The 25,071-nt window shown below is 70.6% G+C and carries 17 protein-coding genes and 2 pseudogenes; 5 read left to right on the forward strand and 14 right to left on the reverse strand.

All coding sequences use genetic code 11. The features are described from left to right. The first annotated feature begins 118 nt into the window (after positions 1-118). Positions 119-442, forward strand: coding sequence for a hypothetical protein (locus AC5L3Z_RS09360; RefSeq protein WP_494841091.1), 324 nt, complete (start codon positions 119-121; stop codon positions 440-442). Positions 443-900: 458 nt separating this feature from the next. Here AC5L3Z_RS09360 and AC5L3Z_RS09365 read toward each other — a convergent pair whose 3' ends face one another. Beyond that, positions 901-1,320, reverse strand: a complete 420-nt coding sequence (locus AC5L3Z_RS09365; protein WP_494841093.1) for a hypothetical protein — start codon at positions 1,318-1,320, stop codon at positions 901-903. A gap of 63 nt (positions 1,321-1,383) precedes the next feature. On the opposite strand from AC5L3Z_RS09365, the pseudogene AC5L3Z_RS09370 reads away from it, so the two are divergent. After that, a pseudogene (locus tag AC5L3Z_RS09370) lies at positions 1,384-1,707 on the forward strand (alpha-1,6-glucosidase domain-containing protein); the annotation flags it as partial. A gap of 143 nt (positions 1,708-1,850) precedes the next feature. On the opposite strand, the gene AC5L3Z_RS09375 reads toward AC5L3Z_RS09370, so the two are convergent. The 3 genes from AC5L3Z_RS09375 to AC5L3Z_RS09385 form a co-directional block, all read right to left on the reverse strand. Beyond that, a complete protein-coding gene (locus tag AC5L3Z_RS09375) occupies positions 1,851-4,064 on the reverse strand; it encodes a hypothetical protein (RefSeq protein WP_494841095.1) in 2,214 nt (737 codons plus the stop codon). 413 nt (positions 4,065-4,477) lie between these two features. After that, entirely contained in the window at positions 4,478-6,619 is a 2,142-nt protein-coding gene (locus tag AC5L3Z_RS09380; RefSeq protein WP_494841097.1) for a hypothetical protein, read from the reverse strand. 365 nt (positions 6,620-6,984) lie between these two features. Then, complete coding sequence (locus AC5L3Z_RS09385; RefSeq protein WP_494841098.1) at positions 6,985-8,460, reverse strand: aminopeptidase P family protein; 1,476 nt, start codon at positions 8,458-8,460, stop codon at positions 6,985-6,987. Positions 8,461-8,616: 156 nt separating this feature from the next. Here AC5L3Z_RS09385 and asnB point away from each other — a divergent pair, with 156 nt between their 5' ends. Beyond that, positions 8,617-10,578 (forward strand): asparagine synthase (glutamine-hydrolyzing), encoded by a 1,962-nt coding sequence (gene asnB / locus AC5L3Z_RS09390; RefSeq protein WP_494841100.1) that lies wholly within the window; start codon positions 8,617-8,619, stop codon positions 10,576-10,578. A 123-nt stretch (positions 10,579-10,701) separates the two neighbouring features. Here the strand turns inward: asnB and AC5L3Z_RS09395 are convergent, their stop codons facing one another. After that, positions 10,702-11,820: a lytic polysaccharide monooxygenase auxiliary activity family 9 protein gene (locus AC5L3Z_RS09395; protein ID WP_494841102.1), complete on the reverse strand. Its 1,119-nt coding sequence runs from the start codon at positions 11,818-11,820 to the stop codon at positions 10,702-10,704. 325 nt (positions 11,821-12,145) lie between these two features. Between AC5L3Z_RS09395 and AC5L3Z_RS09400 the strand changes: the two genes are divergently transcribed. Beyond that, a complete protein-coding gene (locus tag AC5L3Z_RS09400; RefSeq protein WP_494841103.1) occupies positions 12,146-13,081 on the forward strand; it encodes a carbohydrate kinase family protein in 936 nt (311 codons plus the stop codon). 56 nt (positions 13,082-13,137) lie between these two features. Here the strand turns inward: AC5L3Z_RS09400 and AC5L3Z_RS09405 are convergent, their stop codons facing one another. The 6 genes and pseudogenes from AC5L3Z_RS09405 to AC5L3Z_RS09430 form a co-directional block, all read right to left on the reverse strand. Continuing rightward, positions 13,138-13,968 (reverse strand): MBL fold metallo-hydrolase, encoded by an 831-nt coding sequence (locus tag AC5L3Z_RS09405; protein WP_494841104.1) that lies wholly within the window; start codon positions 13,966-13,968, stop codon positions 13,138-13,140. Next, positions 13,965-14,369, reverse strand: a complete 405-nt coding sequence (locus AC5L3Z_RS09410; RefSeq protein ID WP_494841105.1) for a thioesterase family protein — start codon at positions 14,367-14,369, stop codon at positions 13,965-13,967. Before AC5L3Z_RS09410 ends, AC5L3Z_RS09405 begins: the two co-directional genes overlap by 4 nt. A 213-nt stretch (positions 14,370-14,582) precedes the next feature. Next, positions 14,583-15,851 (reverse strand): iron-containing alcohol dehydrogenase, encoded by a 1,269-nt coding sequence (locus tag AC5L3Z_RS09415; RefSeq protein ID WP_494841106.1) that lies wholly within the window; start codon positions 15,849-15,851, stop codon positions 14,583-14,585. Positions 15,852-16,205: 354 nt separating this feature from the next. Beyond that, positions 16,206-17,315 (reverse strand): NAD(P)-dependent alcohol dehydrogenase, encoded by a 1,110-nt coding sequence (locus tag AC5L3Z_RS09420; protein ID WP_494841108.1) that lies wholly within the window; start codon positions 17,313-17,315, stop codon positions 16,206-16,208. 204 nt (positions 17,316-17,519) lie between these two features. Then, positions 17,520-17,594 (reverse strand): annotated as a pseudogene (locus tag AC5L3Z_RS09425) (hypothetical protein); the annotation flags it as partial. Positions 17,595-18,208: 614 nt separating this feature from the next. Beyond that, positions 18,209-21,070: a helix-turn-helix transcriptional regulator gene (locus tag AC5L3Z_RS09430; protein ID WP_494841109.1), complete on the reverse strand. Its 2,862-nt coding sequence runs from the start codon at positions 21,068-21,070 to the stop codon at positions 18,209-18,211. Positions 21,071-21,473: 403 nt separating this feature from the next. Between AC5L3Z_RS09430 and AC5L3Z_RS09435 the strand changes: the two genes are divergently transcribed. Further along, on the forward strand, positions 21,474-22,544 hold the full coding sequence (locus AC5L3Z_RS09435; protein ID WP_494841110.1) for a phosphatase PAP2 family protein: 1,071 nt from the start codon (positions 21,474-21,476) through the stop codon (positions 22,542-22,544). A 77-nt stretch (positions 22,545-22,621) separates the two neighbouring features. Here the strand turns inward: AC5L3Z_RS09435 and AC5L3Z_RS09440 are convergent, their stop codons facing one another. From AC5L3Z_RS09440 to AC5L3Z_RS09450, 3 genes are all read right to left on the reverse strand, one after another. Then, on the reverse strand, positions 22,622-23,905 hold the full coding sequence (locus AC5L3Z_RS09440; protein ID WP_494841283.1) for a PH domain-containing protein: 1,284 nt from the start codon (positions 23,903-23,905) through the stop codon (positions 22,622-22,624). A 281-nt stretch (positions 23,906-24,186) separates the two neighbouring features. Beyond that, positions 24,187-24,705, reverse strand: a complete 519-nt coding sequence (locus tag AC5L3Z_RS09445) for a PH domain-containing protein (protein ID WP_494841111.1) — start codon at positions 24,703-24,705, stop codon at positions 24,187-24,189. 22 nt (positions 24,706-24,727) lie between these two features. Further along, complete coding sequence (locus AC5L3Z_RS09450; protein WP_494841113.1) at positions 24,728-24,958, reverse strand: hypothetical protein; 231 nt, start codon at positions 24,956-24,958, stop codon at positions 24,728-24,730. Positions 24,959-25,071: the final 113 nt, after the last annotated feature.

Genomic DNA, 25,071 nt, shown 5'->3' on the forward strand with positions numbered 1-25,071 from the left:
TATAGCAGCCGAGGGCATGTTCTCCGCAGAAACCTGAAAAGCGCTCCGAACGAACATGAACCTCTCTTATGTTCGTGGTGGCTCGTCTTCCGGAGCCGATCAGGAGGGAGTGAGGGACATGTCGAAGAAGTTTCTGACCAAGCTCGCCGGTGGGGTGCTGCTGGGCAGCGCCGCACTGCTGCTCAGTGCGCCCACCGCCGCGCTCGCCGCGTCCGACGGGGAGTACGGGGAGAGGGACCGCGGCGGGTTCGTCTGCGCGACCAACGAGCAGTTCAACGAGGTGTTCGCCGCCAACATCATTAGCGACAACGACATCGAGGACAGCGAAGTCACCTTCGAGCAGGAGGTGACGGTCGACGCGTCGAACGAGAACAGGACTCAGCCCAACACCATCATCGTCTGTGTCCGCGACGTGGACGTGGACGTGGCGGTGGAGGACTAGGAGCGGCTCGAGTCGCTCGAGGGTCCCAGCATCAGCTGGGCCGCTCGTGCGGCTCGCCGGTGGGCCAGCATGCCGGCAACGCGCCCGGTGGCATCCCACCGTCGCGTCCTGGACAGGAGCGCCAGCGGCGGTCACGGGTTCCCGTGGCCTGCCGCTGGCGCTTCTTGGTGCGTCTGATGCTCACCATGCACAGGATCGACCCGGCTCCCGGCGACCCCGAGCCACCCGCCTGAGCCCTGAGCGGCTACCTGGCACAACAACTCATCCAGCCGGAGGTTGTCACGCGCGCGTGCCGACACCGACCCGTTCACGGACGTCCTGAGACCCGACATCGGCGGCAGCCCGGGCTCGGACCTGTGTGACGATCAGTATCAGGAGCTTGAGTGGCACGGGGCTCTGTCCTCAACCGGTACGGTGTGGCGCCGACCGCTGGTGACGTGGCCCCCGATCGTCGGCTGTCACGCCCTGCCGGGGCTGGTGATGGCCGGCCCCTGCAGCTTCTCGTTCACCTGGCGGCGGTGGCGCTCTCCTTCGTCGGCACCCTGCCGTTCCAGCATGGAGTCCACCGGTGGGGACCGGTGATCCGGCGCCGGATCGTGCCGGTCGCCGCGGCCCGGCGCTTGGAACTCGGCCGTCGCGGTGAGCAGACTGGCGGGTACCCGTTCGGACGGTGGGGCCAGCGTCGGCATGCCGGTGAGTAGTGGCCAGAGTGACGGCGTCGACCAACCGTCTTCCGCGTCCCACCCACCGGACGGGTCGGTCCGGGTCGGCCGCGTTCCGCCCGGCCCGTAGGGTGGCTGACCTGGCGCCTCGGCTCCGGCGACGAGGTCGTCGGCATCGCGGCCCAGCTCGCGCGGCTGCTGCTCCGGCTTCGTCACCGCCCGCACCGGCGGCCGCGCCGCCCGGTACGCCGAGCTGCCGAAGGATTCGCGCCTCCTCGCCCGGTGTTCGGGCTGACCACGGCGGAGCAGGTGCAGCAGGCGCACCCTTCCCGCTCTGCGGCGAGGCGTAGACCCCCGGCGCGCTCACCAGGACGCTGGACGGTCGCGGCCTCGACGGGCGCCGGAATTCCGTGACGGGCTTCAACGCCATCCCAGGCGTGGCGACGCGGCAGCTGACCGGGCTGCGCGGGGCGGACGTGGCGCTGCACCCGGTGCTGCGGACGGCCAGATCAACGCGACCACGGCGCGTTCACCGTGCCGGCGCGAAGCGTCGCGGTCTTGTGCGGCGGTAGTGCGGCAGTGGCCGGCCCCCTCCCGCGGTGACGCGGAAGAGGGCCGGCTCGTCTCTCCTGGCGGCGGTCCTCCGACCCGCCGGGTCCGATCCGGTTGGACCGTTCCCGGGCGGGCCGGAGGGGGTCGCCTCAGCCGATGCCGTCAGCGGTTCGGCTGTTCACTGCGCTGGTGGTTCAGGCGTGGCAGTCTTTGACGTTGACGCAGTTCTTGGGGTCGTTGTCGGTGACGGTGGACTTGTCGTCGAGTTCGACCTTGCCGTTCTTGTTGAAGATGCCGCCGGCGATCTTGCGGTGGTGGTCGTTCTCGCCGTTGGCCTTGTTGTCCTTGACCTTGGTCTTGTCGAGGGTGACCTTGCCCTTGTTGTTGTAGATGCCGCCGCCGTTCTCGCCGGCGATGTTTTCCTTGATCAGGCTGTCGCGCAGGACCAGGAACGCGTCGAAGTCGTCGTGGTCGCGGTCGCGGTGGTCGTTGTCCTTGTTGTCCTTGTTGCCGTTGTTGCTGTGGTCGTTCTTGTCGTTCTTCGGTTCGCCGTTGAAGATGCCGCCGCCGAAGCGTCCGGCGTGGTTCGCGGCGATGAGGGTGTCGGTGATGGTGGCGCGGCCGACCTTGTCGTCGTCCTTGCGGTCGTCGTCCTTGCGGTCGTCGTCCTTGCGGTCGTTGCGGTCGTTGCGGTCGTTGCGGTCGTTGTCCTTGCGGTCTCCGCCGGTGTTGTAGATGCCGCCGCCGTCCTTGCTGGCGTCGTTCTCGGCGACGGTGACGTGGTCGAGCCTGAGGTCGGTGTTGCGGGCGTAGATGCCGCCACCGTTCTCGCAGGCGCTGTTGTCCTTGACGAAGGTCCAGCTGATCTCGACGTAGCCGCCGGAGCTGAAGAGGCCACCGCCGTTCTTGTCGGCCTTGTTGCCCTGGATGAGGCTCTTCTCGATCTCGACGTTGCCGGCCTTGTCGCGGTCGTGGCGGCCGTTGTCCTTGTCGCGGTCGTGCTTCTTGCCGTCGTCCTTGCCGTTGGCGATGCCGCCGCCGTTCTTCCCGGCGGTGTTGTCGGTGATCTTCGACTTCTCGATCTCGAGTTGGCCGGCGTTGAAGATGCCGCCGCCGTTGTCGTTGGCCTGGTTGTGGTCGACCTTGCTGAGCTTGAGGGTGACCTTGCCGTAGTTGGCGATCGCGCCGCCGTTGCCGCTGGCGCTGTTGCGGGTCAGCTTGGTGTTGTCGAGGTAGGCGCGGCCGCCCTTCTCGACCAGCAGCGCACCGCCGTCCTCGCCCCGGTCCCGGTCCCGGTCCCGGTCCCGGTCCCGGTCCCGGTCCCGGTCCTTGTCCTTGTCCTTGTCCTTGTCGTTGTTCTTGTCGTTGTCGTTGCGCGAGGAGTAGGTGGAGACGTTGGCTCCGCGGGACTTGAGCGCGGAGGCCAGGAGGTCCTTGAGCCGCTCCTTCTTCTCCTCGCCCTTGTCGTCCTTCTTGTCCTCGTCCTTCTTCTTGTCCTCGTCGTCGGCGGCCTTGCCGTCCTTGAGGGTCAGATCCTTCAGGGTCAGGTCACCGCCGTCGGCGACCTTGAAGATCCGGAACGCGTCCTTGGAGTCCCGCTTGATCGTCGCGCCCTCACCCTTGATGGTGATCTCCTGCTTGATCACCGGCAGGCCCGTGCGGGACTTCTTGTCGTCCCTGTCGTCCCTGTCGTCCTTGTCGTCCTTCTTGCCGTCGTGCTTCTTGCCGTCGTCCTTGCCGTCGTGCTTCTTGCCGTCGTCCTTCTTGTCGTCGTGCTTCTTGTCGTCGTGCTTCTTGTCGTCGTCCTTCTTGTCCTCGTCGTCGAACTCGTCGAGCTCGTAGGTGCAGTTCTTGGCAAGCTTCAGGGTGCCCCCGTGACCACGGTTGAGCAGATCGATGGCCTCGATGAGATCCTCCTCGTCACAGTCCACCTCCTTGACCCGGTCCCCGTCGCGGCCCTTGTCATCCTTACCGCGCTCACCCCGGCCCTTGTCGTCCCGGCCGCGCTCACCCCGGCCGTCGTCGTCCCGGCCGCGCTCACCCCGGCCGTCGTCGTCCCGGCCGCGCTCACCCCGGCCGTCGTCATCCTTACCGCGTTCACCGCGGCCGTTGTCGTGCCAGCCCTGGTCGTCTCCCCAGGCATCCTCGTTCCAGTTGCCGGCGCCGGGGCCCTGACTTTGCCAGTCACGACCCTCCTCGTTGCGCTTGTCGTCGTTGTTGAGCTGCTGCGCCGTGGACCGCTTCGGATCGGCCAGGCCATTGACGCCGCCGCCCCCGTATGCGACTCCCGTGAGACTGACCGCTCCCGTCAGGCCCAGGACGCCGGTGGCGAGCCACAGCTTGCGCCGGCCCGCCGCTGACGTGGTCTGGCGAACGGCGTCATCGTTACTGCGAAGGTAGTTGGACATCTGCGCTCTCTGCCCTCTCCTTGTACCCAGACAAGGTCGCTTCGCCTTCGCGAGCGGCCTTCGCTACAAATCGGTTGTAGCTCCTGAACAACACCGTATGGGAATGTTCTTCATCATGTGGATGTATCCGAAGGAAGCCCACATTTGGTGCATGGAAGGGTCGGGTAGGCAGGAGTGCGGACGCCCGGTGCGGGCGTCGTAGGAGGGCACCGAAGGCGCCATACCGGGCTTCGAGCTCGAAGCCCTCGCGGCGTCGCACAGCGGTCGGCCGCGACACTCAGCTCGGCGGAGGCCGCACGCCACCACCCGACGCCGTCCTGTCGGACCTGCACCCCAGGCGGGCGACCGAAGGCGGGAGCCCCTTTCCGCCCGCTGGTTGCGCGGCGGAAGGGACTCCCGCGTTCTGTGGTGGTTCAGGCGTGGCAGTCTTTGACGTTGACGCAGTTCTTGGGGTCGTTGTCGGTGACGGTGGACTTGTCGTCGAGTTCGACCTTGCCGTTCTTGTTGAAGATGCCGCCGGCGATCTTGCGGTGGTGGTCGTTCTCGCCGTTGGCCTTGTTGTCCTTGACCTTGGTCTTGTCGAGGGTGACCTTGCCCTTGTTGTTGTAGATGCCGCCGCCGTTCTCGCCGGCGATGTTTTCCTTGATCAGGCTGTCGCGCAGGACCAGGAACGCGTCGAAGTCGTCGTGGTCGCGGTCGCGGTGGTCGTTGTCCTTGTTGTCCTTGTTGCCGTTGTTGCTGTGGTCGTTCTTGTCGTTCTTCGGTTCGCCGTTGAAGATGCCGCCGCCGAAGCGTCCGGCGTGGTTCGCGGCGATGAGGGTGTCGGTGATGGTGGCGCGGCCGACCTTGTCGTCGTCCTTGCGGTCGTCGTCCTTGCGGTCGTCGTCCTTGCGGTCGTTGCGGTCGTTGCGGTCGTTGCGGTCGTTGTCCTTGCGGTCTCCGCCGGTGTTGTAGATGCCGCCGCCGTCCTTGCTGGCGTCGTTCTCGGCGACGGTGACGTGGTCGAGCCTGAGGTCGGTGTTGCGGGCGTAGATGCCGCCACCGTTCTCGCAGGCGCTGTTGTCCTTGACGAAGGTCCAGCTGATCTCGACGTAGCCGCCGGAGCTGAAGAGGCCACCGCCGTTCTTGTCGGCCTTGTTGCCCTGGATGAGGCTCTTCTCGATCTCGACGTTGCCGGCCTTGTCGCGGTCGTGGCGGCCGTTGTCCTTGTCGCGGTCGTGCTTCTTGCCGTCGTCCTTGCCGTTGGCGATGCCGCCGCCGTTCTTCCCGGCGGTGTTGTCGGTGATCTTCGACTTCTCGATCTCGAGTTGGCCGGCGTTGAAGATGCCGCCGCCGTTGTCGTTGGCCTGGTTGTGGTCGACCTTGCTGAGCTTGAGGGTGACCTTGCCGTAGTTGGCGATCGCGCCGCCGTTGCCGCTGGCGCTGTTGCGGGTCAGCTTGGTGTTGTCGAGGTAGGCGCGGCCGCCCTTCTCGACCAGCAGCGCACCGCCGTCCTCGCCCCGGTCCCGGTCCCGGTCCCGGTCCCGGTCCCGGTCCCGGTCCCGGTCCTTGTCCTTGTCCTTGTCCTTGTCGTTGTTCTTGTCGTTGTCGTTGCGCGAGGAGTAGGTGGAGACGTTGGCTCCGCGGGACTTGAGCGCGGAGGCCAGGAGGTCCTTGAGCCGCTCCTTCTTCTCCTCGCCCTTGTCGTCCTTCTTGTCCTCGTCCTTCTTCTTGTCCTCGTCGTCGGCGGCCTTGCCGTCCTTGAGGGTCAGATCCTTCAGGGTCAGGTCACCGCCGTCGGCGACCTTGAAGATCCGGAACGCGTCCTTGGAGTCCCGCTTGATCGTCGCGCCCTCACCCTTGATGGTGATCTCCTGCTTGATCACCGGCAGGCCCGTGCGGGACTTCTTGTCGTCCCTGTCGTCCCTGTCGTCCTTGTCGTCCTTCTTGCCGTCGTGCTTCTTGCCGTCGTCCTTGCCGTCGTGCTTCTTGCCGTCGTCCTTCTTGTCGTCGTGCTTCTTGTCGTCGTGCTTCTTGTCGTCGTCCTTCTTGTCCTCGTCGTCGAACTCGTCGAGCTCGTAGGTGCAGTTCTTGGCAAGCTTCAGGGTGCCCCCGTGACCACGGTTGAGCAGATCGATGGCCTCGATGAGATCCTCCTCGTCACAGTCCACCTCCTTGACCCGGTCCCCGTCGCGGCCCTTGTCATCCTTACCGCGCTCACCCCGGCCCTTGTCGTCCCGGCCGCGCTCACCCCGGCCGTCGTCGTCCCGGCCGCGCTCACCCCGGCCGTCGTCGTCCCGGCCGCGCTCACCCCGGCCGTCGTCATCCTTACCGCGCTCACCGCGGCCGTTGTCGTGCCAGCCCTGGTCGTCCCAATCGCCGAAGTCGTAGCCCTGACCACCGTGCTTGCCGGCGCCGACGTGGGACTTCTCGCCGTCACCCTTGCCGGCGTCGCTGACGGGCTGCTTCGTGGACGATTGAGCGCCCGAGCTTCTATCAGGGCCACCGGACTTGTCATCACGGGCGGCCAGGCCGCCCAGTGCCGCCAAGCCGACCACGCCGGTCAGTCCGGCCACGCCGGCAGCCACCCAGAGTTTGCGCCGCCCTGTACCCGCCGTGGCCGCGGTAGCCCCATCGTCGGGAGTCGTTTGGTTGTTGGACATCAGAGTCTTCCGCCCTTTCCTGCTACCAGACGGGGCCGCACCGCACGAGACGGCGCGACCAGCTACAAATCGGTTGCAGCCTCTGAGGCCCACCGTATGAGAACGATCCTCGCGATGCGGACTTATCCGAAAAAGGCACGTATTCCGCTCAGTGCCAGCCAGGTTCCCGGCAACGGACCGGGGTCGACAGGAAGGGCTGTGACCAGCACAAACGCATCCCCGCAGACGACGAAGGGCCCCTCCCGCGTACGGGAAGGGGCCCTTCGGGGCGTACGGGGTCAGCCGGGCAGGCGGGGACCCGCCTCGCGCTGCTCGGCCAGCCAGGTCTCCACCTCGTCCGAGCGGCGCGGGAGCCCGGCCGAGAGGTTCACCGAGCCGTCTGCGGTGACCAGGATGTCGTCCTCGATCCGGACGCCGATGCCGCGCAGCTCCTCGGGGACCAGCTCGTCCTCCGGCTGGAAGTAGAGACCGGGCTCCACCGTCAGCACGTAGCCCTCGCCCAGCGCGCCGTCGCGGTAGTGCTCCTTGCGGGCGTTGGCGCAGTCGTGCACGTCGATGCCGAGCATGTGGCTGGTGCCGTGCAGGGTCCACCGGCGGTAGATCGTCGAGGTCGGGTCCATCGCCTCGTCCACGCTCACCGGCAGCAGGCCGAGGTCCTTCAGCGCCTCGGCGAGCACGCGCATGGAAGTCTGGTGCACGTCCTTGAACGCCACCCCCGGCTTGATGACGTCGATGCCGGCCTGCTGGGCGGCGTACACCGCGTCGTAGACCTGGCGCTGCAACGGGGTGAACCGGCCGTCGACCGGCAGCACGCGGGTCACGTCGGCGGTGTAGAGGTGGCGGTTCTCCACCCCCATGTCCATCAGCAGCAGCTCACCCGGACGGGTGGCCCCGTGGTTGTGCACCCAGTGCAGGATCGTGGCGTGCTCACCGGCGCCGACGATCGAGCCGTACCCGACGTCGTTGCCGTCGTGCCGGGCGCGCAGCGCGAAGATCCCCTCCAGCAGCCGCTCGGAGACGCTCCGGTCGGCCGGCAGCGCCCGGGCGACGTCCTCGAAGCCGCGTACGGTCGCGTCCACGGCCTGCTGGAGCTGGGCGATCTCCCACTCGTCCTTGACCAGCTTCAGCTCCGAGATCGCGATGGCCAGCTCGCGGTCGCGGGCCGGCTGCCCCTCCGCGCGGGCGCCGTCCCAGGGGCGCACGGCCGCGTCCACCCGGGCGTCGAAACCGCGCAACACCCGGGTACGCCCCGGCGCCAGCCCGGCCAGCGCCGCGTCCAGCTCGGTCAGGTCCTCGGTGGGCAGGCCCAGCTCGGTCGACTTCTCCGCCAGGGTGTGCCGGCGGCCCACCCACAGCTCGCCGTGCCGGCTGCGGAAGAACTCGTCGGTCTGCCGGGACGACCGCGGCCGCATGTACAGCGTGGCGTCGTGCCCGGAGCCGTTCGGCCGGAGCACCAGCACGCTGTCCGGGTCGTGGTCACCGGTCAGGTACGCGAAGTCGCTGCCCGGCCGGAAGGGGTGGTCGGTGTCGTTGGCGCGTACCTTCTCGCCGCCGGTGGGGACGACCAGCGTCTCGCCCGGGAACGCCGCGGAGAGCGCGGCCCGCCGCTTGGCGTAGTTCGGCACCTCCGGGCGGGGCCCGACCGGCAGGGTCGTGTCCCGCCAGCCCTGGCGCATGAAGGCCAGGAAGGCCTCCGGAAAGTCCGGGTCGTGCGATTCGGTGCCGTCCGCCGGCTTGCCACGTTCCTCGGTCATGGACCGCTCCCTCCGCCTCGTCGCTGGTCCAGACGGTACCGCGCGTCCACCGACAGGAGTGCCCGCGGTGCCGCGACGGCCAGGTGGGCAGGGTGTGGAGGGGCAGAGCCAGCGGTGCCACAACGTCCGAATCAGGCGCGTGAAAAGATGACCACCATGTGCGGACTCCTGGCCTTCTTCAGTGCGCGCGGCGACGCCGCCGCTCACCGCGACAACATCGCCGGGGCGTTGGAATGCCTGCACCACCGCGGCCCGGACGAGACCGGGGTCGAGGTGGTCGGGGACGCCTCCGGCCGGTACGCGGACGGCGTGTTCGCGCACAAGCGTCTGGCGATCATCGACGTGGCGTCGAGCCACGAGCCGCTGCCCTACGCGGACGGCCGCTACCTGCTCACCTTCAACGGTGAGATCTACAACTACATCGAGCTGCGCGACGAACTGGTACGCAGCTACGGCGCCCAGTTCGCCACGGCCGGCGACGGCGAGGTGATCGTCGCCGGCTACCACTACTGGGGCGAGCAGGTGCTCACCCGGTTGCGGGGCATGTTCGCCTTCGTCATCTGGGACCGGCAGGAGCGCCGCGCGTTCGGCGCCCGGGACTACTTCGGCATCAAGCCGCTGCACTACCTGGAGACCCAGGACGGCCTCTACCTCGCCTCGGAGAAGAAGGCGCTGCTGCCCTTCGCGCACTCCTACTACCAGGGCGACGCCGGCATCGACACGGCCAACCTGAGCCACTACCTCACCCTCCAGTACGTCCCGGAGCCGGGCACGCTGCACAAGGGCATCAGCCGGATCGGCTCGGGGGAGTACCTGACCTGGTCGCCGGGCGGCCGGCTCGACGTGCGCCGGTGGTACCGCCCGGTGTTCCGCCCCGCCCCGGTCTCCGACGAGCAGAAGCTCTACCACGAGATCCGGGAGACGCTGCGGGAGAGCGTGCGCATGCACATGCGCTCGGACGTGCCGGTCGGCTCGTTCCTGTCCAGTGGCATCGACTCGACCGCCGTGGTGGCCCTGGCCCGCGAGTTCAACCCGAACATCCTCACCTTCACCGTCGGGTACGACGTGCCCGGCTACTCGGAGATCGACGTCGCGCAGGACTCGGCGCGGCACCTCGACGTGACCACCATCCCGACCAAGATCGGGCCGCAGGACATGATCGAGGCGCTCCCGAAGATCGTCTGGCACCTCGACGACCCGGTGGCCGACCCGGCGCTGGTGCCGCTCTACTTCGTGGCCAAGAAGGCCGCCGAGCACGTCACCGTGGTGCTCTCCGGTGAGGGCGCCGACGAGTTCTTCGGCGGCTACACGATCTACCGGGAGCCGCTCTCCCTCGGGGCGGTCAACGGCCTGCCGGGCGGGGTGCAGAAGGGGCTGCGGGCGGTCTCCAAGGCGATCCCGCAGGGCGTCAAGGGCAAGAGCTTCCTGGAGCGCGGCACCACCCCGATCGAGGAGCGCTACTACGGCAACGCCCGGATGTTCACCGAGGAGGAGAAGCAGCACCTGCTGCGCCGGTACGACCCCGCGGTGCGCTACACCGACGTCACCGCGCCGATCTACGCCGAGTGCACCGAGCTCGACGACGTCACCAAGATGCAGTACGTCGACCTCTACACCTGGCTGCGCGGCGACATCCTGGTCAAGGCCGACCGGATCTCGATGTCCCACTCGCTGGAGGTCCGGGTGCCGTTCCTGGACCGCGAGGTCTTCGACGTGGCGGCGAAGATCCCGGTGGACCTGAAGCTCCCGCCGCGCTCCGACGCCACCAAGTACGCCATGCGCCAGGCGCTCCAGGGTGTGGTCCCGCCGGCGATCGTCAACCGGAAGAAGCTCGGCTTCCCGACCCCCACCCGGGTCTGGCTGCGCGGCGAGATGTACGAGTGGGCCCGGCACGTCATCGCGACCTCCGGCGCGGGCGACCTGATCGACCTGTCGTACGCGCTGCGGCTGCTGGACGAGCACAAGCGGGAGGAGGCGGACCACTCCCGCAAGGTGTGGACCGTGCTGATCTTCTGTGTCTGGCACGCCATCTTCGTCGCCAAGACCCTCGACCCGGGCATCCAGCGCAACCAGTCCGCCCTGCTCACCAAGCCCGTGGTCGGCAGCATGGTCCGCTGACGTCCACGCGCCCACCGCTGGTGATCAAGAGGTTTGCGTCGGCCGGAGTCCGCTCCGGTGACGCAAACCTCTTGATCGTTTCAGCGGCCCGTCGCCGGCGGTTCGCCGGCGGGGCAGGGGGTGTCAGCGGCCGGTGCAGGTGAGGGTGGGCAGGGTGTTGGTGCCGGTGGTGGTGGCGGTGAAGCCGAAGGTGGTGGTGCCCTCCGGGGCGATCGTGCCGTTCCACGCCGCGTTGGTCACGGTGACCGCCGAGCCGGCCGTGCTCGCGGTGCCGTTCCAGAGATTGCTGATCTGCTGACCGCTGGGCCAGGTCCAGGTGGCCGTCCAGCCGCCGTACGTCCGGGTGCTGTGGTTCATGATCATGACCTCGCCCTGGAACCCGCCGGGCCAGGCGCTGACCACCTTGTAGACGGCCATGCAGTCACCGCCGTGCGGCGGCGGCGTGGTCGGGCTCGGCGGGGGTGTCGTCGGGCTCGGCGGTGGCGTGGTGGGGGTGGGCGGGGCAGTGGTGGGGCTCGGCGGCGGGGTGCCGCCGGAACCGACCCCGGTCACCTCGCCGTTGCCGCCGTCGAAGGTGACGTCCGAGCAGCCGAAGAAGTTCTCCTGGCTGTCCGAGCGGACCCAGCGCGAGTAGATGATGTGCCGCCCGCTCTTGCCCGACGGCAGGTTGCCGCTGAAGTAGTAGTGCCCCTCGTTGGTGCCGACCGCGCCGCGCTGCGGCGGGTTGGTCACCGTCAGGAACGGCTGCTCCTCCAGGTCGCTCCAGGCCAGCGGCCGGGTCGGGCTCCAGCTGTCCTTCGTCACGTGGAAGTAGAAGGTGCCCGGGTGGTGGGCCCAGTTGCTGTACCGGAAGTCCAGTCGGGCGCCGGCGGTCAGGTGGGTCAGCGGCCAGTCGGTGCGGGCCAGGTCGTACCCGGCGAAGCCGGGGTTGCCGCCACTGCACAGCCTGCCGTCCGGGATGAAACCGACGGTCCGGCCGCCGGCGTCCGAGCGGAGCACGCTGAACCAGTTGTAGAGGGAGTTGGCGCCGCTCTGCGCCACGGCCGCCGAGCAGGCCGGGTTGACCGGCTTGATCTCCCCGGTGGCGGTGAGGCCGTCCTTCCAGCACAGGTAGGTCCGGCTGCCCGGGGTCATCGCGGCGCCGTGCGCGGCGGCCGGCTCGGGGCCGGACGTCAGCGCGACCGCGCCGAGGGTGAGGGTGGCGGCCGCGGTGAGCAACGCGGCCGTACGGGAACGGATCACGGGGTTCTCCTGACCCGCGGGGCGGGCGGCACGGCCGGCCCCGCTGTGACGAGCGGATGCGACGAGCGCGGCGTCGCGGCGGCCCCGGATCTTTGAGGGGCGGACGCGCGCCGCCTGCGGTCCGCGTCCGGCGGACCGGTGCCCCTCGCGTCGGCTCCCCACCCCGGCCGGTGAGCGCGGCAGCCCCCGCGCCCGTCCGGCAGCGTCATCCCACCACGGCCCGAAGATCGACGCAATAGGTGAGCCTCGATATGAGGGGACGGTGGGGTGCCGGGGCGGGCACTGTGCCAACCTGGACCGACAGGTTCGGTGAGGTGGAGGCGACGTGGGATACGCGGTGGTGCTCGGCGAGGCGCTGGTCGACCTGCTCGACGGCGAGTGCGAGGGGCGGCCCGTGTTCCGGCAGGAGATCGGCGGGGGCCCGCTCAACGTCGCGGTCGGGGTGTCCCGGCTCGGCGGCGCGGCGCAGTTCGTCGGCTCGCTCGGCGACGACGTGCTGGCCGACCGGATCCGGGCCTTCCTGCGCGACGCCGGGGTGGGGCTGGCCGGCGCGGTCACCGTGGGCGCCGCCACCACCCTCGCGGTGACCACCCACGCCGGCCCCGAACCGGACTTCCGCTTCTACGGCGACCCGCCCTCCTACGGGCTGCTCACCGCCGACGACCTGGACCTCGCCCTGGTCGAGGGCGCCGACGTGGTCTACTGCGGTTCGATCGTGCTGCTCTGCCCGCCGGCGCTGGCCGCCGCGCGCCGGGCCTGGTCGCTCAGCCCCGGCCTGCGGGTCTTCGACCCGAACGTCCGTCCCCGGCTGCTCGACGGCCCGGCGGCGCTGGCCGGGCTCCGGGAGGTGGTCGCCGAGTTCGCCGCCGGAGCGCACCTGGTCAAGCTCAGCGCCGCCGACGCCGAGCTGCTCTATCCCCGCGAGCCCGTCGAGGGGGTCGCCGCGTACCTGCGGGAGTTGGGCGCCGGCACCGTTGTGGTCACTCTCGGCGCGGACGGCGCGGTGGTCGCCCCCGCCGGCGCCGATCCGGTACGCGTGCCCGCGCCGAAGGTGCGCGCGGTCGACGCCACCGGCGCCGGTGACTCGGTGATGGCGGCGCTCATCGCCGAGCTGCTGGTCGACGGCGAGCCCCGCACGCCGACCGGGTGGCACGAGCGGGTGGCGTTCGCGCTGCGGGTCGCCGGCCTGGTCTGCGAGTCACCCGGCGGCGCCGTCTCCATGCCCACCCGCGCCGAGGTCCTCCGCCGCTACACCCCCTGAACCCGCGGGGTGGCCCCGGCGGAAGCCGCCGGTCGCCCCGTGCGGGATCGCCGGGGTCAGGCGGTGCCGTCCAGTTCGGCGTAGCCGCGGCGGGCGGCGGTGAGGGCGGGGCGGGCGCCGAAGGGGGCCTCGGCGGCGACCCGCTCGGGCGGGGCGGACGCGGTGTGCGCGGCCCGGATCAGCCAGGCCAGCTCGACCAGCTGGGCGTGCTGGGTCCGGACGAAGGCGGCGTCGACCGGATCCCCGTGCCCGGGCACGACGACCGTCGCGGGCGTGGTGAGCCGCAGCAGCTCGGCGACCGCCTCCGGCCACTGCAGGGGGTACGAGTCCTCGAAGGCCGGCGGTCCGCTCTGCTCCACCAGGTCCCCGGCCACCAGCACGTCCGCGTCGGGCACCCGCACCACCAGATCCCCGTCGGTGTGCCCGCGTCCCGGGTGGCGCAGCTCCACCCGCCGGCCCCCGATCTCCAGCACGGTCTCGGTGTGCACGGTGTGCGTCGGGGCCAGCAGCACGGTCTCGGCGACCTCGGCGGCCAGCGCCGGCCGCTCGTCCCGCAGCTCCTCGTACGCCTCCCGGCGCAGCCGGTCCGGTCGCTCGCGCAGCGCGGCGGCGGCCAGCTCGTGCGCGTACACCGGGCGGGGCGGGTCGGCGGCGAGGGCGGCGTTGCCGAAGCAGTGGTCGAAGTGGTGGTGGGTGTTGACCACCGTCCACGGGTACGGCGTGACCGCGCGGGCGGCGGCGGCCAGCTCGGCGGCCTGCCCGGCGGTGGAGAGGCTGTCGACCAGCAGCGCCTCGCCGTCGCCGACCACCAGTGTGACGTTCACCTCCAGCAGCGGCTCGCGCAGCACGTGGACCCGGTCGGCGACCTCCACGAACCGGGCGGTCATGAGGCGCGCACCGCCCGCTCGACGAAGCGCTGCCGGTGGACCAGCGCGCGCTCCACCCGGCCCCGCGCCACCTGCTCGCCGTCGTCGGTGACCGTCACCTCGAACACCAGCCGCCGGCCGTCGGCCTCGGCCAGCCGGGCCTGCGCCACCACCGTCCGCCCGACCGCCGTCGCGGCCAGGTGCTCCAACTCGACCCGGACCCCCACGGTGGTCGACCCGGCCGGCATCCGGCCGGCGGTGGCGGCCACGGTGGCCGCCTCGGCCAGGGCGAGCACCCGGGGCGTGCCCAGCACCGGCACGTCGCCCGAGCCCACCGCCTGCGCGGTGTCGGCGTCGGTGACGGTCAGCTCGACCCGGGCGCTCAGCCCGGGCGGGAAGGGAAGGTCCGGCTGCTCCTGCATGCGCTCAGCCTAGAGGATCTATTCCAAGGGACACGGGCAGTACGCAGGCGCGAGGGCATCCATGATCGACGTTGCCTGGGCAGCGCGACCATGGAGGCCACGTGCACGTCGATCTGGACACCCTCGCGACCGCACCGTACGTCAGGTCGACGACGAGTTGAAGGCGTCTCGCACCTCAACCATCGATTGTGAGCCAGACTCGGCTGCCTCAGCTCAGTCCCACTTCTCTTCCCAGGATGCTCGATACAGATCTGCCATTTCCTCTGGCGTCGGCACACGGGGATTCAACGCCGGCCCACCGGTGAGGAAAGCTTGTTCGGTCATGGTGTCGATCTGTTCGAAGTACCGCTGCTTGTCGAGACCGTAGGCCTGCATGGACGGCAGTCCCAGATCCCGGTTGAGCGCCGTCAGCTCGTCTGCGACCAGCTTGGAAGCGGTTGCGTCGTCGTGGTCGTCCCCAGCGAGCCCCAGCGCCTTGGCGGCCGCGGCGTATCGTTTCTGCGCGGCGCTGGTTGACCAGCGGTGCACGGTCGGCATCACCATCGCGTTCGAGACCCCGTGCTGGATGCCGAACAGGCCCCCGAGTGGAGCGGTCATACCGTGCACCAGGGTGACACCAGCGCTGGTGAACGCATAACCTGCCTGTGTTGCGCCCAGCATCACCTGTCGGCGCGCTTCACGATCGTTCGGCTGGCTGATGACGGTGCGCAGGTTTGGGCCGATCAGCTTCAACGCGCTCAGCGCCATGGCATCGCTGAAGGGGTTGGCTCCCGTGGAGGTATAAGCCTCCAGCGAATGCGCGAGTGCGTCGATTCCTGTGGATGCAGTCAGCGAGGCGGGCACATTCAAGGTCAATTCGTAGTCGATGACCGCAGCACTCGGGACACAACTCTGCCCGAGGTACACGAGCTTCTCGCCCGTGGCAGTTTCCTTCAGAATGCAGGCATTGCTTACCTCGGACCCGGAGCCGGCGGTGGTGGGGACGCAGATGATCGGCACAGAAACCCGACCCGCTGGAGTGTTCGGCACCACCCAGCGCCGGTAATCTTTTCCGAACGTCTCAGTGACGGCCAGCGCTTTGGCGGAATCCATTGCGCTGCCGCCACCAAAGGCGATCAGGCCGTCGTAGTCGTCGCTCGCGAATTTTTCGCGGAGTGTGTCAATCGAGCCCGTGGTCGGCTCGGGAAGGGTTTCGCGAAACAGGCCATACTCCACACCCGCCTCGACCAGCGGCTGAGTTACCTTCTCAAGCAGGGGGCTCGCAGCGAGGAACGAATCTGTGACAATGAGCGGCCGGCTGACGCCGAACGACTGGCAAATTTCGGCGAGTCGCTTCAGTCCGTCGGCGCCAAATTCCACAAGTGCGGGAGAACGGAAAGTTGTGAACATATCATCTACCCCTCTATCAGGCGCTCCTTCGCGATGGCCAGGTTTCGCCGCATCTCGCCTCAGCGAGGCATCGGTCAGGCCGGCATCGATCATCGCGAGAGAACTAGAGCTGGAGTTTTCCAAACTCGGTGAACAGTGCACCGTCAGTGAACCTTTGCGGGCACACCCTCCCACTTCGGGGGAGGCTGATGACAACGAAGCCGCGATCTGGCGCGCGTCACTGGCAGTTCCCGCTGAGCGGCAGGCTTAACCAGTTGGCGAACGGGCGGGTTCTCGGTGCGCAGCAGACAACGGCCGTCCACTTGACGTGGCATCGCCGGCCGCAGTTGCGATTCGCATCTTCGTCACCATCAACCCGAATGATTGACGCTTGAACCATTTGTGGCGTGAAGGCACTCGGTTCTGTTGCGTAGTTGCGTGCCAACCGTCATGGAAGGGGCCCTTCGGTCAGGCCGCGTGGGTGAGGACGGCCTTGGCGGTGCCGCCTGTCTTCACATCGGCGACGGCGGTGTTGATGTCGGTCAGCGGGTAGGTGCTGATCATGCGGTCAAAGGGGAAGCGGCCCTGGCGGTGCAGGCCGAGCAGGCGGGGGATGAGGACACCGGGGGCCTGGTGTCCCATGACCGAGCCGGTGATGGTGCGGCCCTTGAGCAGTTCGAAGACGTTGGCGTGCAAGGTGGCGTCCAGGGCGGCGACGCCGAGGATGGCGGCGGAGCCCAGGGGGGCGAGGGCGGCGATGGCGGTGTTCATCACCGCGACGACGCCCGTCGACTCGACGCTGTAGTCGACCCCGCGGCCGCCGGTCAGGTCGGTGATGGCCTCGGTGGTGTCGGCGGTTACCGCGTCCACCAGGTCGGTGGCACCCAGCTCCTTGGCCAGGGCGAGGCGTTCGGGCTTGGTGTCCACGGCGATGACACGCGTGGCGCCGCAGGCGACGGCCGCCATCAGCGCGGAGAGTCCGACCGATCCCACGCCGAAGACGGCGACAGTGCTGCCTGCCTGGACCCGGAGGGAGTTGAAGACCGCTCCGGCGCCGGTGACGATGCCGCAGCCGAGAGGGGCCAGTGTCGCCAGCGGCACCTCGTCGTCCACCTTGATCAGGCCGCGCGGGTGGGCGAGGCCGTGGCTGGCGAAGGAGGACTGGCCGAAGAAGTGGTCATGGACCGGCCCGGCACTGTCCTTGAGTCCGACCGAGCCGTCCGCGCGGCGGGACTCGAAGTTCAGCGGGACGTGTTGCTCGCAGTAGGCGGGCTGCCCGGACAGGCAGTTGCGGCAGGTGCCGTCGGAGTCGAGGCTGAGCACGACCCGGTCGCCGGGCTTGAAGCCGGTGACCCCCGAGCCGACGGCCTCCACGACACCGGCACCCTCATGGCCGAGGACGACCGGGTGCGGGGTGGGCAGACGACCCGCGGCGGCTTCCAGGTCGGTGTGGCACAGGCCGGCCGCGGTGTAGCGGACGAGGACCTCATCCGGACGCGGGTCCTCCAGTTCCAGCCGCTCGATCGAGAAGCCGTCCTGTCCGGTGCGGGCCACTGCTGCGGTGACGGTCGTGGGCATGGTCTTCTCGCCTTCTGCTCATTGGGTTCGCGGTTGTGAAGGTGCCGGTGCACGGGGCTGGCTGCCTGGACGGCACCGGATCGTGCCGGAGCTGTGCCCCGGTCAGCCGGCGCTGCGGTCGAGAATCAGGTCCGCGACCTTCTCGCCGATCATGATGCTGGGGGCGATGGTGTTGCCGCTGGTCTCGTGCGGCATGACCGAAGCGTCGGCGACACGCAGCCCCGTATCCCGTGCACCCGCAACTCGGGGTCGATCAGAGACTTTGCTCCTGCTGCTCATTGTCGCCCACCTCGTTGTACCGATGTGGCGAGTTTGCCTCGGGACGTGGCTGTCCGGATCAGTCACGATGACTGGTGTACGGGGCAAGGTCGCTGGAGCGGTCCTGCGGATCGGCCCTCAGATGGCCCGTTGCGACATTTGGGCACAAAGCTGATGAGGTTGCTTGCGGGCGATGTCGCGGGCTTCCAGATTCTCTGGGGATCGCCGCTCAGGAGGGCGAAAATGGCCGGCCAGCGACATCGCGGTCATCTGGCTGGTGCTGTCGCCTGCTGTGGTCGCGGGTGGGCGCCGCCGGCACGGTGCGGTGGGCTGCGGTAGTGGCGGCGGTGGGGTCGGCCCGGTTCCCTGATGGTGAGCGCGATTTCGTGATGGTTGTGCTGGTCAGCGGCCGGGTGTCGGCTTTGGAGGTGTGGTAGGGCGAGATCGGTGATTTGACCTTGCTGGCGGAGGGTCGGGGTCTGCCGGCGGGCAGCAGCGCGGCCAGGACGGCGGTGCCGGTCGTGGCGACCAGGGTGGTGGCGGTGACGCCGGTCGCGGTGATGGCGTTGTCGCGGGCGGTTTGCGATGCGACGGTGAAGGCCTCGTGGCCTTGGGGAACGGGGCGTGACGCCCGGCTACTCGGAGCGCAGCTCGGGGACCTCGCGCAGCTGGGAACGGGAGGTGACACCCAGTTTGGGAAACACGTGGTACAGGTGATAGCCGACAGTGCGAGGGCTGATGAACAGCCGGTCGGCGATCTGCTTGTTCGTCAGCCCGCGCGCCGCGAGGCGGCTGATCTGCAACTCCTGTGGCGTCAGATCTTCCAGGGTGTCCGGCGTACTGCTGGCCACCTGGTCGCCGGCGGCCTGGATCTCCCGCCGCGCCCGCTCCCGCCACGGTGTCGCCCCCAGCCGGTCGAAGGTCTCATATGCCGCCCGCAGTTCCGGCAACGCCTGCCCGCGCTGCTTGCGGCGCCGCAGGAGCTCACCGTGCAGCAGCCGCGTATGGGCCAGGTCGAACGGACGCCCGGCCGCTGTCGCCGCGTCGATCGCGGCGGTGAAGTGCCCGGCAGCGGTCTCGTCCGCCACCGGAGTCTGCCTTTCGGCGGTGGCCAGCAGCCCCAGCATGCGATGGCCGGCCGACCGCGCCCAGGCGATGTCCGACTCCAGCCCACCTTGGGCCGCCTCCTCGACACTGCCCCGGATCTCCGTCAGACGTCCGCAGCGTACGGCTGCCTCGGTCAGGTCGGCCATGGCGAGTGCGGCGAACGAGGGGTGGCTGCTCGGGCCCCCGGGAGCCACCACCGGCAGCAGGACATCCATCGCCGCGTCTGGCCGGCCCATCCCCAGATCCAGCAGCGCCAGGTGCCAACGGGCGCCCGCAGCGATGACGTTGATGCCGTGCTCGGACGCGAACCGCAAGGTGCGATCGGCTCGCTCCCGGCAGTCCCGCTCCCGGCCCTGCATGGCGGCCACCCAGGCCAGTGCGTTGTCCGAGACTGCCGTCGTCCCGGGCTGCCCGGACTGCTCGGCCAGCCATCCCCCCTCGGCGGCGTTCGAGACGGCGGTGGTCCAGCGTCCGGCGGCCACTTCCAGCGTGCTCATCTGGGACAGGACCACCGCCAGCTGGCCCACCGCGCCGCCACTGCGCAAACGCTGCTCCTGTGTCACGTACGCGCGGTGGACGATGTCCTCCGTCCCGCAGGCCAGGGCGAGCAGGGCGGCGATCGCCCAGTCCCGGTCACTGTCGGCGAGGGCCGGTGCCAGCTCGGTGAAGAGCCCGCGCAGGTCAGCCGACTGCTCCCCTTCTCCCAGATCCCCCGGACCGGGGTTGCTCCCACGGTCGGGGAAGGACCGTGCCGCGCTCACCTGGACGAGATGGCCGAGCGGCCGGGCCAGCGAGGGCTCGGCGGACAGCAGCGCAGCGCCCTGGACCCCCGTCTCCGCGACCAGCGAGGGCAGGTTCGCCGCCCAGGCCGCGCGCACCGCCATCGCGAGCAGGTCGGCCGCGCGTGCGGCGTCCGTGGGCGCGGTTTCCCGGGCCGCGCGCACCAGCAGCAGGTGGGCCGCCTCCCCGGTGCAGGAGAAGTACTCGGTCATGCCGCGCAGCGCCAGCAGCCGTCCCCGCGTCGGCGCGTCGGCGTGCCGTTCGTCCACTCGGCCGGCCAGGGCCTGCGCCTGCTCTCTCTCCCCGGACTGCCAGGCAGCCTCGGCGGCGCGTACGGTACGCGCCATCCGCACTGCGTCGCTCTCGCTCAGCTCGGCGGCCCGCACCAAGGCCCGTTCCGCCGTACCGGTCGCCCCCCGGCGCAGGCACACTTCCGCCTGCCGCTCCAGCAGCACGGCGATGCCCTCGTCCGGCCCCTCGGCTGCGGCGGCCAGGTGCCAGGCCCGGCGCTCCGGATCGCCGGCCTCGGCGAGCGCGCGGTGCGCTGCCATCCGGGCGGCGGGTCCGGCATCCTCGTACACCGCCTGGCGGATCAGCGGATGCCGAAACCGCACGCGCCCCCGGTCCATCCACACCGCTCCCGAACCCTGCAAGGCGTCGAACGCCTCGGCGCCGATCCCCAGCGACTTGGCCGCCCGCAGCAGGAGGTCCATATCCTCCCCGCCCTCGGCGGCCGCGAGCAGCAGTACCCGCCGGGCATCCGGACCGAGCCGCTGAACATCGCTGAGCAGCACCGCGCGCAGCCGCGGGCCCACCACCGGGTCTGGGGGCAGCTCCCTTGTCCCGCTCCGCTGGGCCGCGTCGAGCGTGGAGGCGAGTTCGAACAGTACGAGAGGGATGCCCGCGGCGGCCGTCAGCAGCCACTCGCTCACCTGAGGAACGATCTCCGGGTGCCGCTCGGCCAGCACGGCTGCCGCCTCCGTGTCGGACAGCGGCCCCAGTTCGATCACCGGCGGCCCGGCCCGGCCCACATCCCACTCGGGGGTACGTCGTGCGGCCAGCACCATGCACACCGACTCCGGGGCCAGGCGCCGGGCCGCGAACAGCAGCGCGTTACGCGAATCCGGATCCAGCCAGTGCATGTCATCCACCAGGACCACCACCGGCCGCTCCTCGGCCGCGGCGACCAGGAGTCCCAGCACCGCCACCGACACCAGGAACCGCTCCGCGGGCCGGTCGCTCAGCCCCAGCGCGCTGTCCAGCGCGGCCCGCTGCGCCCCGGCCAGCTGCTCGATCCCATCCTGGCAGGGCCGCAACAGCTCGTGCAGGCCCGCGAAGGGCAGATCCGTCTCCGACTCCACGCCCCGGCACCGCAGTACGCGCATGCCGCGCTGCCGGGCCCGCGCCTCGACATCGGCCAGCAGCGTCGTCTTCCCCATCCCCGGTTCACCGACGACAACCGCCGCGCCACCGCTTCCCCCCACGGTCCGCTCGAGCATGCCGTCGAGCAGATCGGCTTCCGTTCCCCGTCCCCGTCCCCGTGCCACAGTGCTGTCGACCCTATCGCCGGAAGAGCCGCAGTCCGGACGGGTGCTCGCGCCACTGTCCATGTCTCGGCTCTCTTTCCGAATCTCTTACGGATCACGCCATCGAGTCTTGAGAGGTGAGCATGAGCACGCCTACCGCCGATCAAGGCGGTGCGAGCAAGACCGGTGACAATGTGGCGGCTGATCCGGATGGCGGCATCGAATCCGGGACCAACCGCCACCCAGTACGGGTCCGCCGCGGGCCCACATCGACACACTCAACCACGCCAGCAACCCCTGTCCCGGCTCCGCTGCGCTACGCCGGGACGCTGCCGCGCGTACGGCCACCGTCATGTCCGGATCAGGTGTCGCGCGGCGGCCCGGGGCGCCGGCGGGGGCGAACCCACCGGCCCTCGGCGGGCGCGGCGGAGCCGGGGCCGGTGGTCGGCGTGGGCCGGTCGGTCGCCCGCCGTTAACCTTGACCGCGATGGCCGTCGTGACTGACCCCCAGCCCCCCGCCCCGACCGGACCCCCCGCGTCCCCCGACGGCGGGCGCCGCCGCGTGACCGCGATGGCGGTCTGGGGCGTCGCCTTCGTCGCCGCCTGGCTCGGGATCGGCCTGCCGACCGACCCGGCGTACGCGTTCCTCTGGATCTGGGCGGCCACCGTCGCCTGGAACTCGTCCCGGCCGTGGCGCAGCCACCTGCGCTTCGCCCGGGACTGGGTGCCCGTGGTGCTGCTGCTGGCGGCGTACAACCTCTCCCGAGGGTTCGCCGACAACGGGGCGACCCCGCACGCCTACGAGCTGATCGTCGCCGATCGGTTCATGTTCGGCTGGGCCACCGGCGGCGAGGTGCCGACCGTCTGGCTCCAGGAGCACCTCTACCGGCCCGACGTGCACTGGTGGGACGTGCTGGTCAGCTGGGTCTACTTCTCGCACTTCGTGGTGGCGCTGGCCGCCGCCGCGGTGCTCTGGCTGCGGGACCGGGGACGGTGGGCCGCGTTCATGCGGCGCTGGGGCTTCCTCTGCGCCACCGGGCTGGTCACCTACTTCCTGTACCCGGCGGCGCCGCCCTGGTGGGCGGCGCAGAACGGGCTGCTCACCGAGGTGGCCCGGATCTCCACCCGCGGGTGGAAGGCGTTCGGCATGCACGGCGCCGGCAACCTGCTCAACGCCGGTCAGATCGCGTCCAACCCGGTCGCCGCGATGCCCTCGCTGCACACCGCGTTCGCGCTCTTCGTGGTGCTGTTCTTCCTGCGGGCCACCCGCAAGCGGTGGTGGCCGCTGCTGCTGGCGTACCCGCTGGCGATGACCTTCACCCTGGTCTACTCCGGCGAGCACTACGTGATCGACGTGCTGGTGGGCTGGGCGTACGTGGGGATGACCTTCCTGGCGGTCGGGCTGGCCGAGCGGTGGTGGGCGGCCCGGCAGGCCCGCCGCCGCCCGCCGGCCGAGATCCCCGCCGCCGAGGAGGCCCTCGTCGGGGCCGCCGCGCCGGTCGAGGAGACCGTCCCGTCCCGCCCCACCGGGGAGCCGGCCACCCCGGTCCGTCGCTGAGGCGCAGCCACCGGCCCGGCACTCTCGCGGTGACGGCCGGGCAAGGTTCGTCGCCGCCGGTCCGGGCCGGGCCGCGATCAGCGGCGGCGCCGGGCCGCGTGCGACCGGGCGGTCAGTTCCGCGGCGAGGGCCCACGCCTCGGCCAGGTCCCGGTCGTACGCCGCCGCGCCCGCGCCGCCCGCCGTGTCGGCGTGCACCGTGGCCAGCCGCAGCAGCCGCTGCACCGGCCCCTGCACCACCCGTACGCTCTGGATCCGGGCGTACGGCACGATCGCCAGCTGGCGGGTGATCAGCCCGTACCGGACGGTGAAGACCTGCTCGCCCAGCCCCGCGCCGAGCACCCGTACGCTCAGCGGCCGCCGCCAGCGGGCCCGCTCCGGCGGGGGCGTCAGCGGCAGCGCGGCCAGCCGTACCCCGGGCAGCACCTCGGCGACGATCGCCTCGCCGGTGGGCAGGTCGCCCACCGGCAGCAGCCGGTCCGGTCGGTTGCGGTCGTCCGACTCGCCGCCGGAGTAGCCGGCCACCTCCAACCGCAGCCGCAGCCAGCCCTTCACCCGCCAGAGCAGCGGCCAGGTCACCCCGACCGTCTGCACCCGGTCCAGCGGCACGGTCTGCACCCGGGTCTCCAGCAGCCCGTTGCGGATCCGGAGCCGGTCGGACTCCCGGTCGAGCCGGAAGTTCCAGTCGTCGAGGACCCGGCGGGCCGGTTGCAGGAGGACGCCCGCCATCGCGGTCAGGGTGCTGGCCACCGCGATGAACGACCAGGAGCCTCTCGACAGGAACTGCATCACCACGAACGCCACGCCGAAGGGGAGCAGGAACGCCTGTGGGGTGAGCAGCTGGCTGACCAGCACGTCGGCGTTGCGCACCGCGTACAGGGGCCGGCCGGTCGGCTCCGGCGGCGGCCCCGCCGGCGCACCGGCCGGGGCGACCTCCCCGCCGGGCGCCCGGCCGGCGGCCGCGAGCAGCCGGTGCCGCAGCAGCTCGGCGTCCGCGACGCTCAGGTACGCCAGCGGCGCCTCGGTACGGCCGCCGCCGACCACCTCCAGGCGCAGCTCGGCCAGGCCGGTCAGCTGGGCGAGCAGTGGGCGCACCACCTCCACGGCCTGGAGACGTTCGAGCGGGATGGCCCGGGTACGCCGCCAGAGCAGCCCCTCGTGCACCCGCAGCTCCCGCCCCACGATGTGGTAGCCGGTGTTCCACCAGCTGATCACCGCGAGCACGGTGGCGCCCAGCGCCAGCGCCGTCGCCATCGCGGCGAACCAGCCGAAGCCCACCCGGGACAGCGTCGACCAGGAGAGCCCGGCGATCACCACCACCAGGGACTTGGCGCCGTGCAGCACCGGGCTGAGCGGGTGCAGCCGCTGTCGCGGCTCCGCGCCGGTCGGGGCCGACGGCTGCCCGCCGGTCGGGCCGTGGGGCTGCCCGCCAACCGGCCCGACCTGCTCGGCGTCGATCGGCGCCGGCGGCTGCGCGCCGGTCGGGTGGTACGGCCCCGGACCGACCGGCCCGGGCGGCTGCCCGTCGGTCGGTCGCCCGTCCGCCGGTGCCGGCGGTGGCGTGCCCGGTGGGGCGGGCGGCTCCGCCCCGACCGGCTGCTGACCCGTGTCGGGCCGGGCCGGCACCGGGCCACGGCCGTCTGTCACAACCCCTCCGCGCGGTCTTCACCGAGCGCGGTGAGCCGGTCGCGCAGCCGGGCCGCCTCGGCCGGCCGCAGACCGGGCACCCGGGCGTCGCTGGCCGCCGCGGCCGTGTGCAGTTGCACCGTGGCCAGGTCGAAGGCCCGCTCCAGCGGCCCCGCGCTGACGTCGACGAACTGCATCCGCGAGTACGGCACGATGGAGAGGCGGCGGACCAGCAGCCCGTGCCGCACCAGCAGGTCGTCCTCCCGCTCGGCGTACCCCCAGGCGTGCACGGCCCGGACGATCGCCGCCGCCCGCCAGACGCCGAGCAGCACCACCGCGCCGAGCGCCGCGCCGAAGAGCCAGTGACCGGTGAAGGCCCAGCCCAGGCCCAGGCCGGTGAGCAGCACCGCGAGTCCGGCCGCGAGCCGGAGCAGCTCCACCCAGATCAGGTCGTGCGAGATCGACTGCCACCGCACCGTGTCCGGCCAGGGTTCCAGGGCGCTGACCGGAGGCCGGGGCGGTTCGGGGTCGGTCACCGGGTACGTCCGCTGTGCGCGTTCACCCTTCGAGCGTAGGCGATCCGGGCAGGGGAGCGACCTCGCGCAGGAAGCCCCGCGCGTCGAGGAAGTCGCCGAGGGAGACCCGGTGCTCCGGGCAGGCCAGCCAGGTCTTGCGCCGGTCCGGGTCGTGCAGGCGGGGATTGTTCCAGCGCAGCGCCCAGACGGCGGAAGCGCGGCACCCACGGGACGAACAGTTCGGAGCCTCGTCGGCGGGGGTGGGAGTGGTCACCCGGGGCAGTCTAGGCCCGGGTGCCGGAAGCTTGAGCGCCGGGCGGCCACGGGGGGAGCCGCCCGGCGACGGGGTGAATCGTACACGTTGCGGACCCCTGCGTGTCCACCCTC

It is taken from the genome of Micromonospora sp. LZ37, assembly GCF_059359015.1.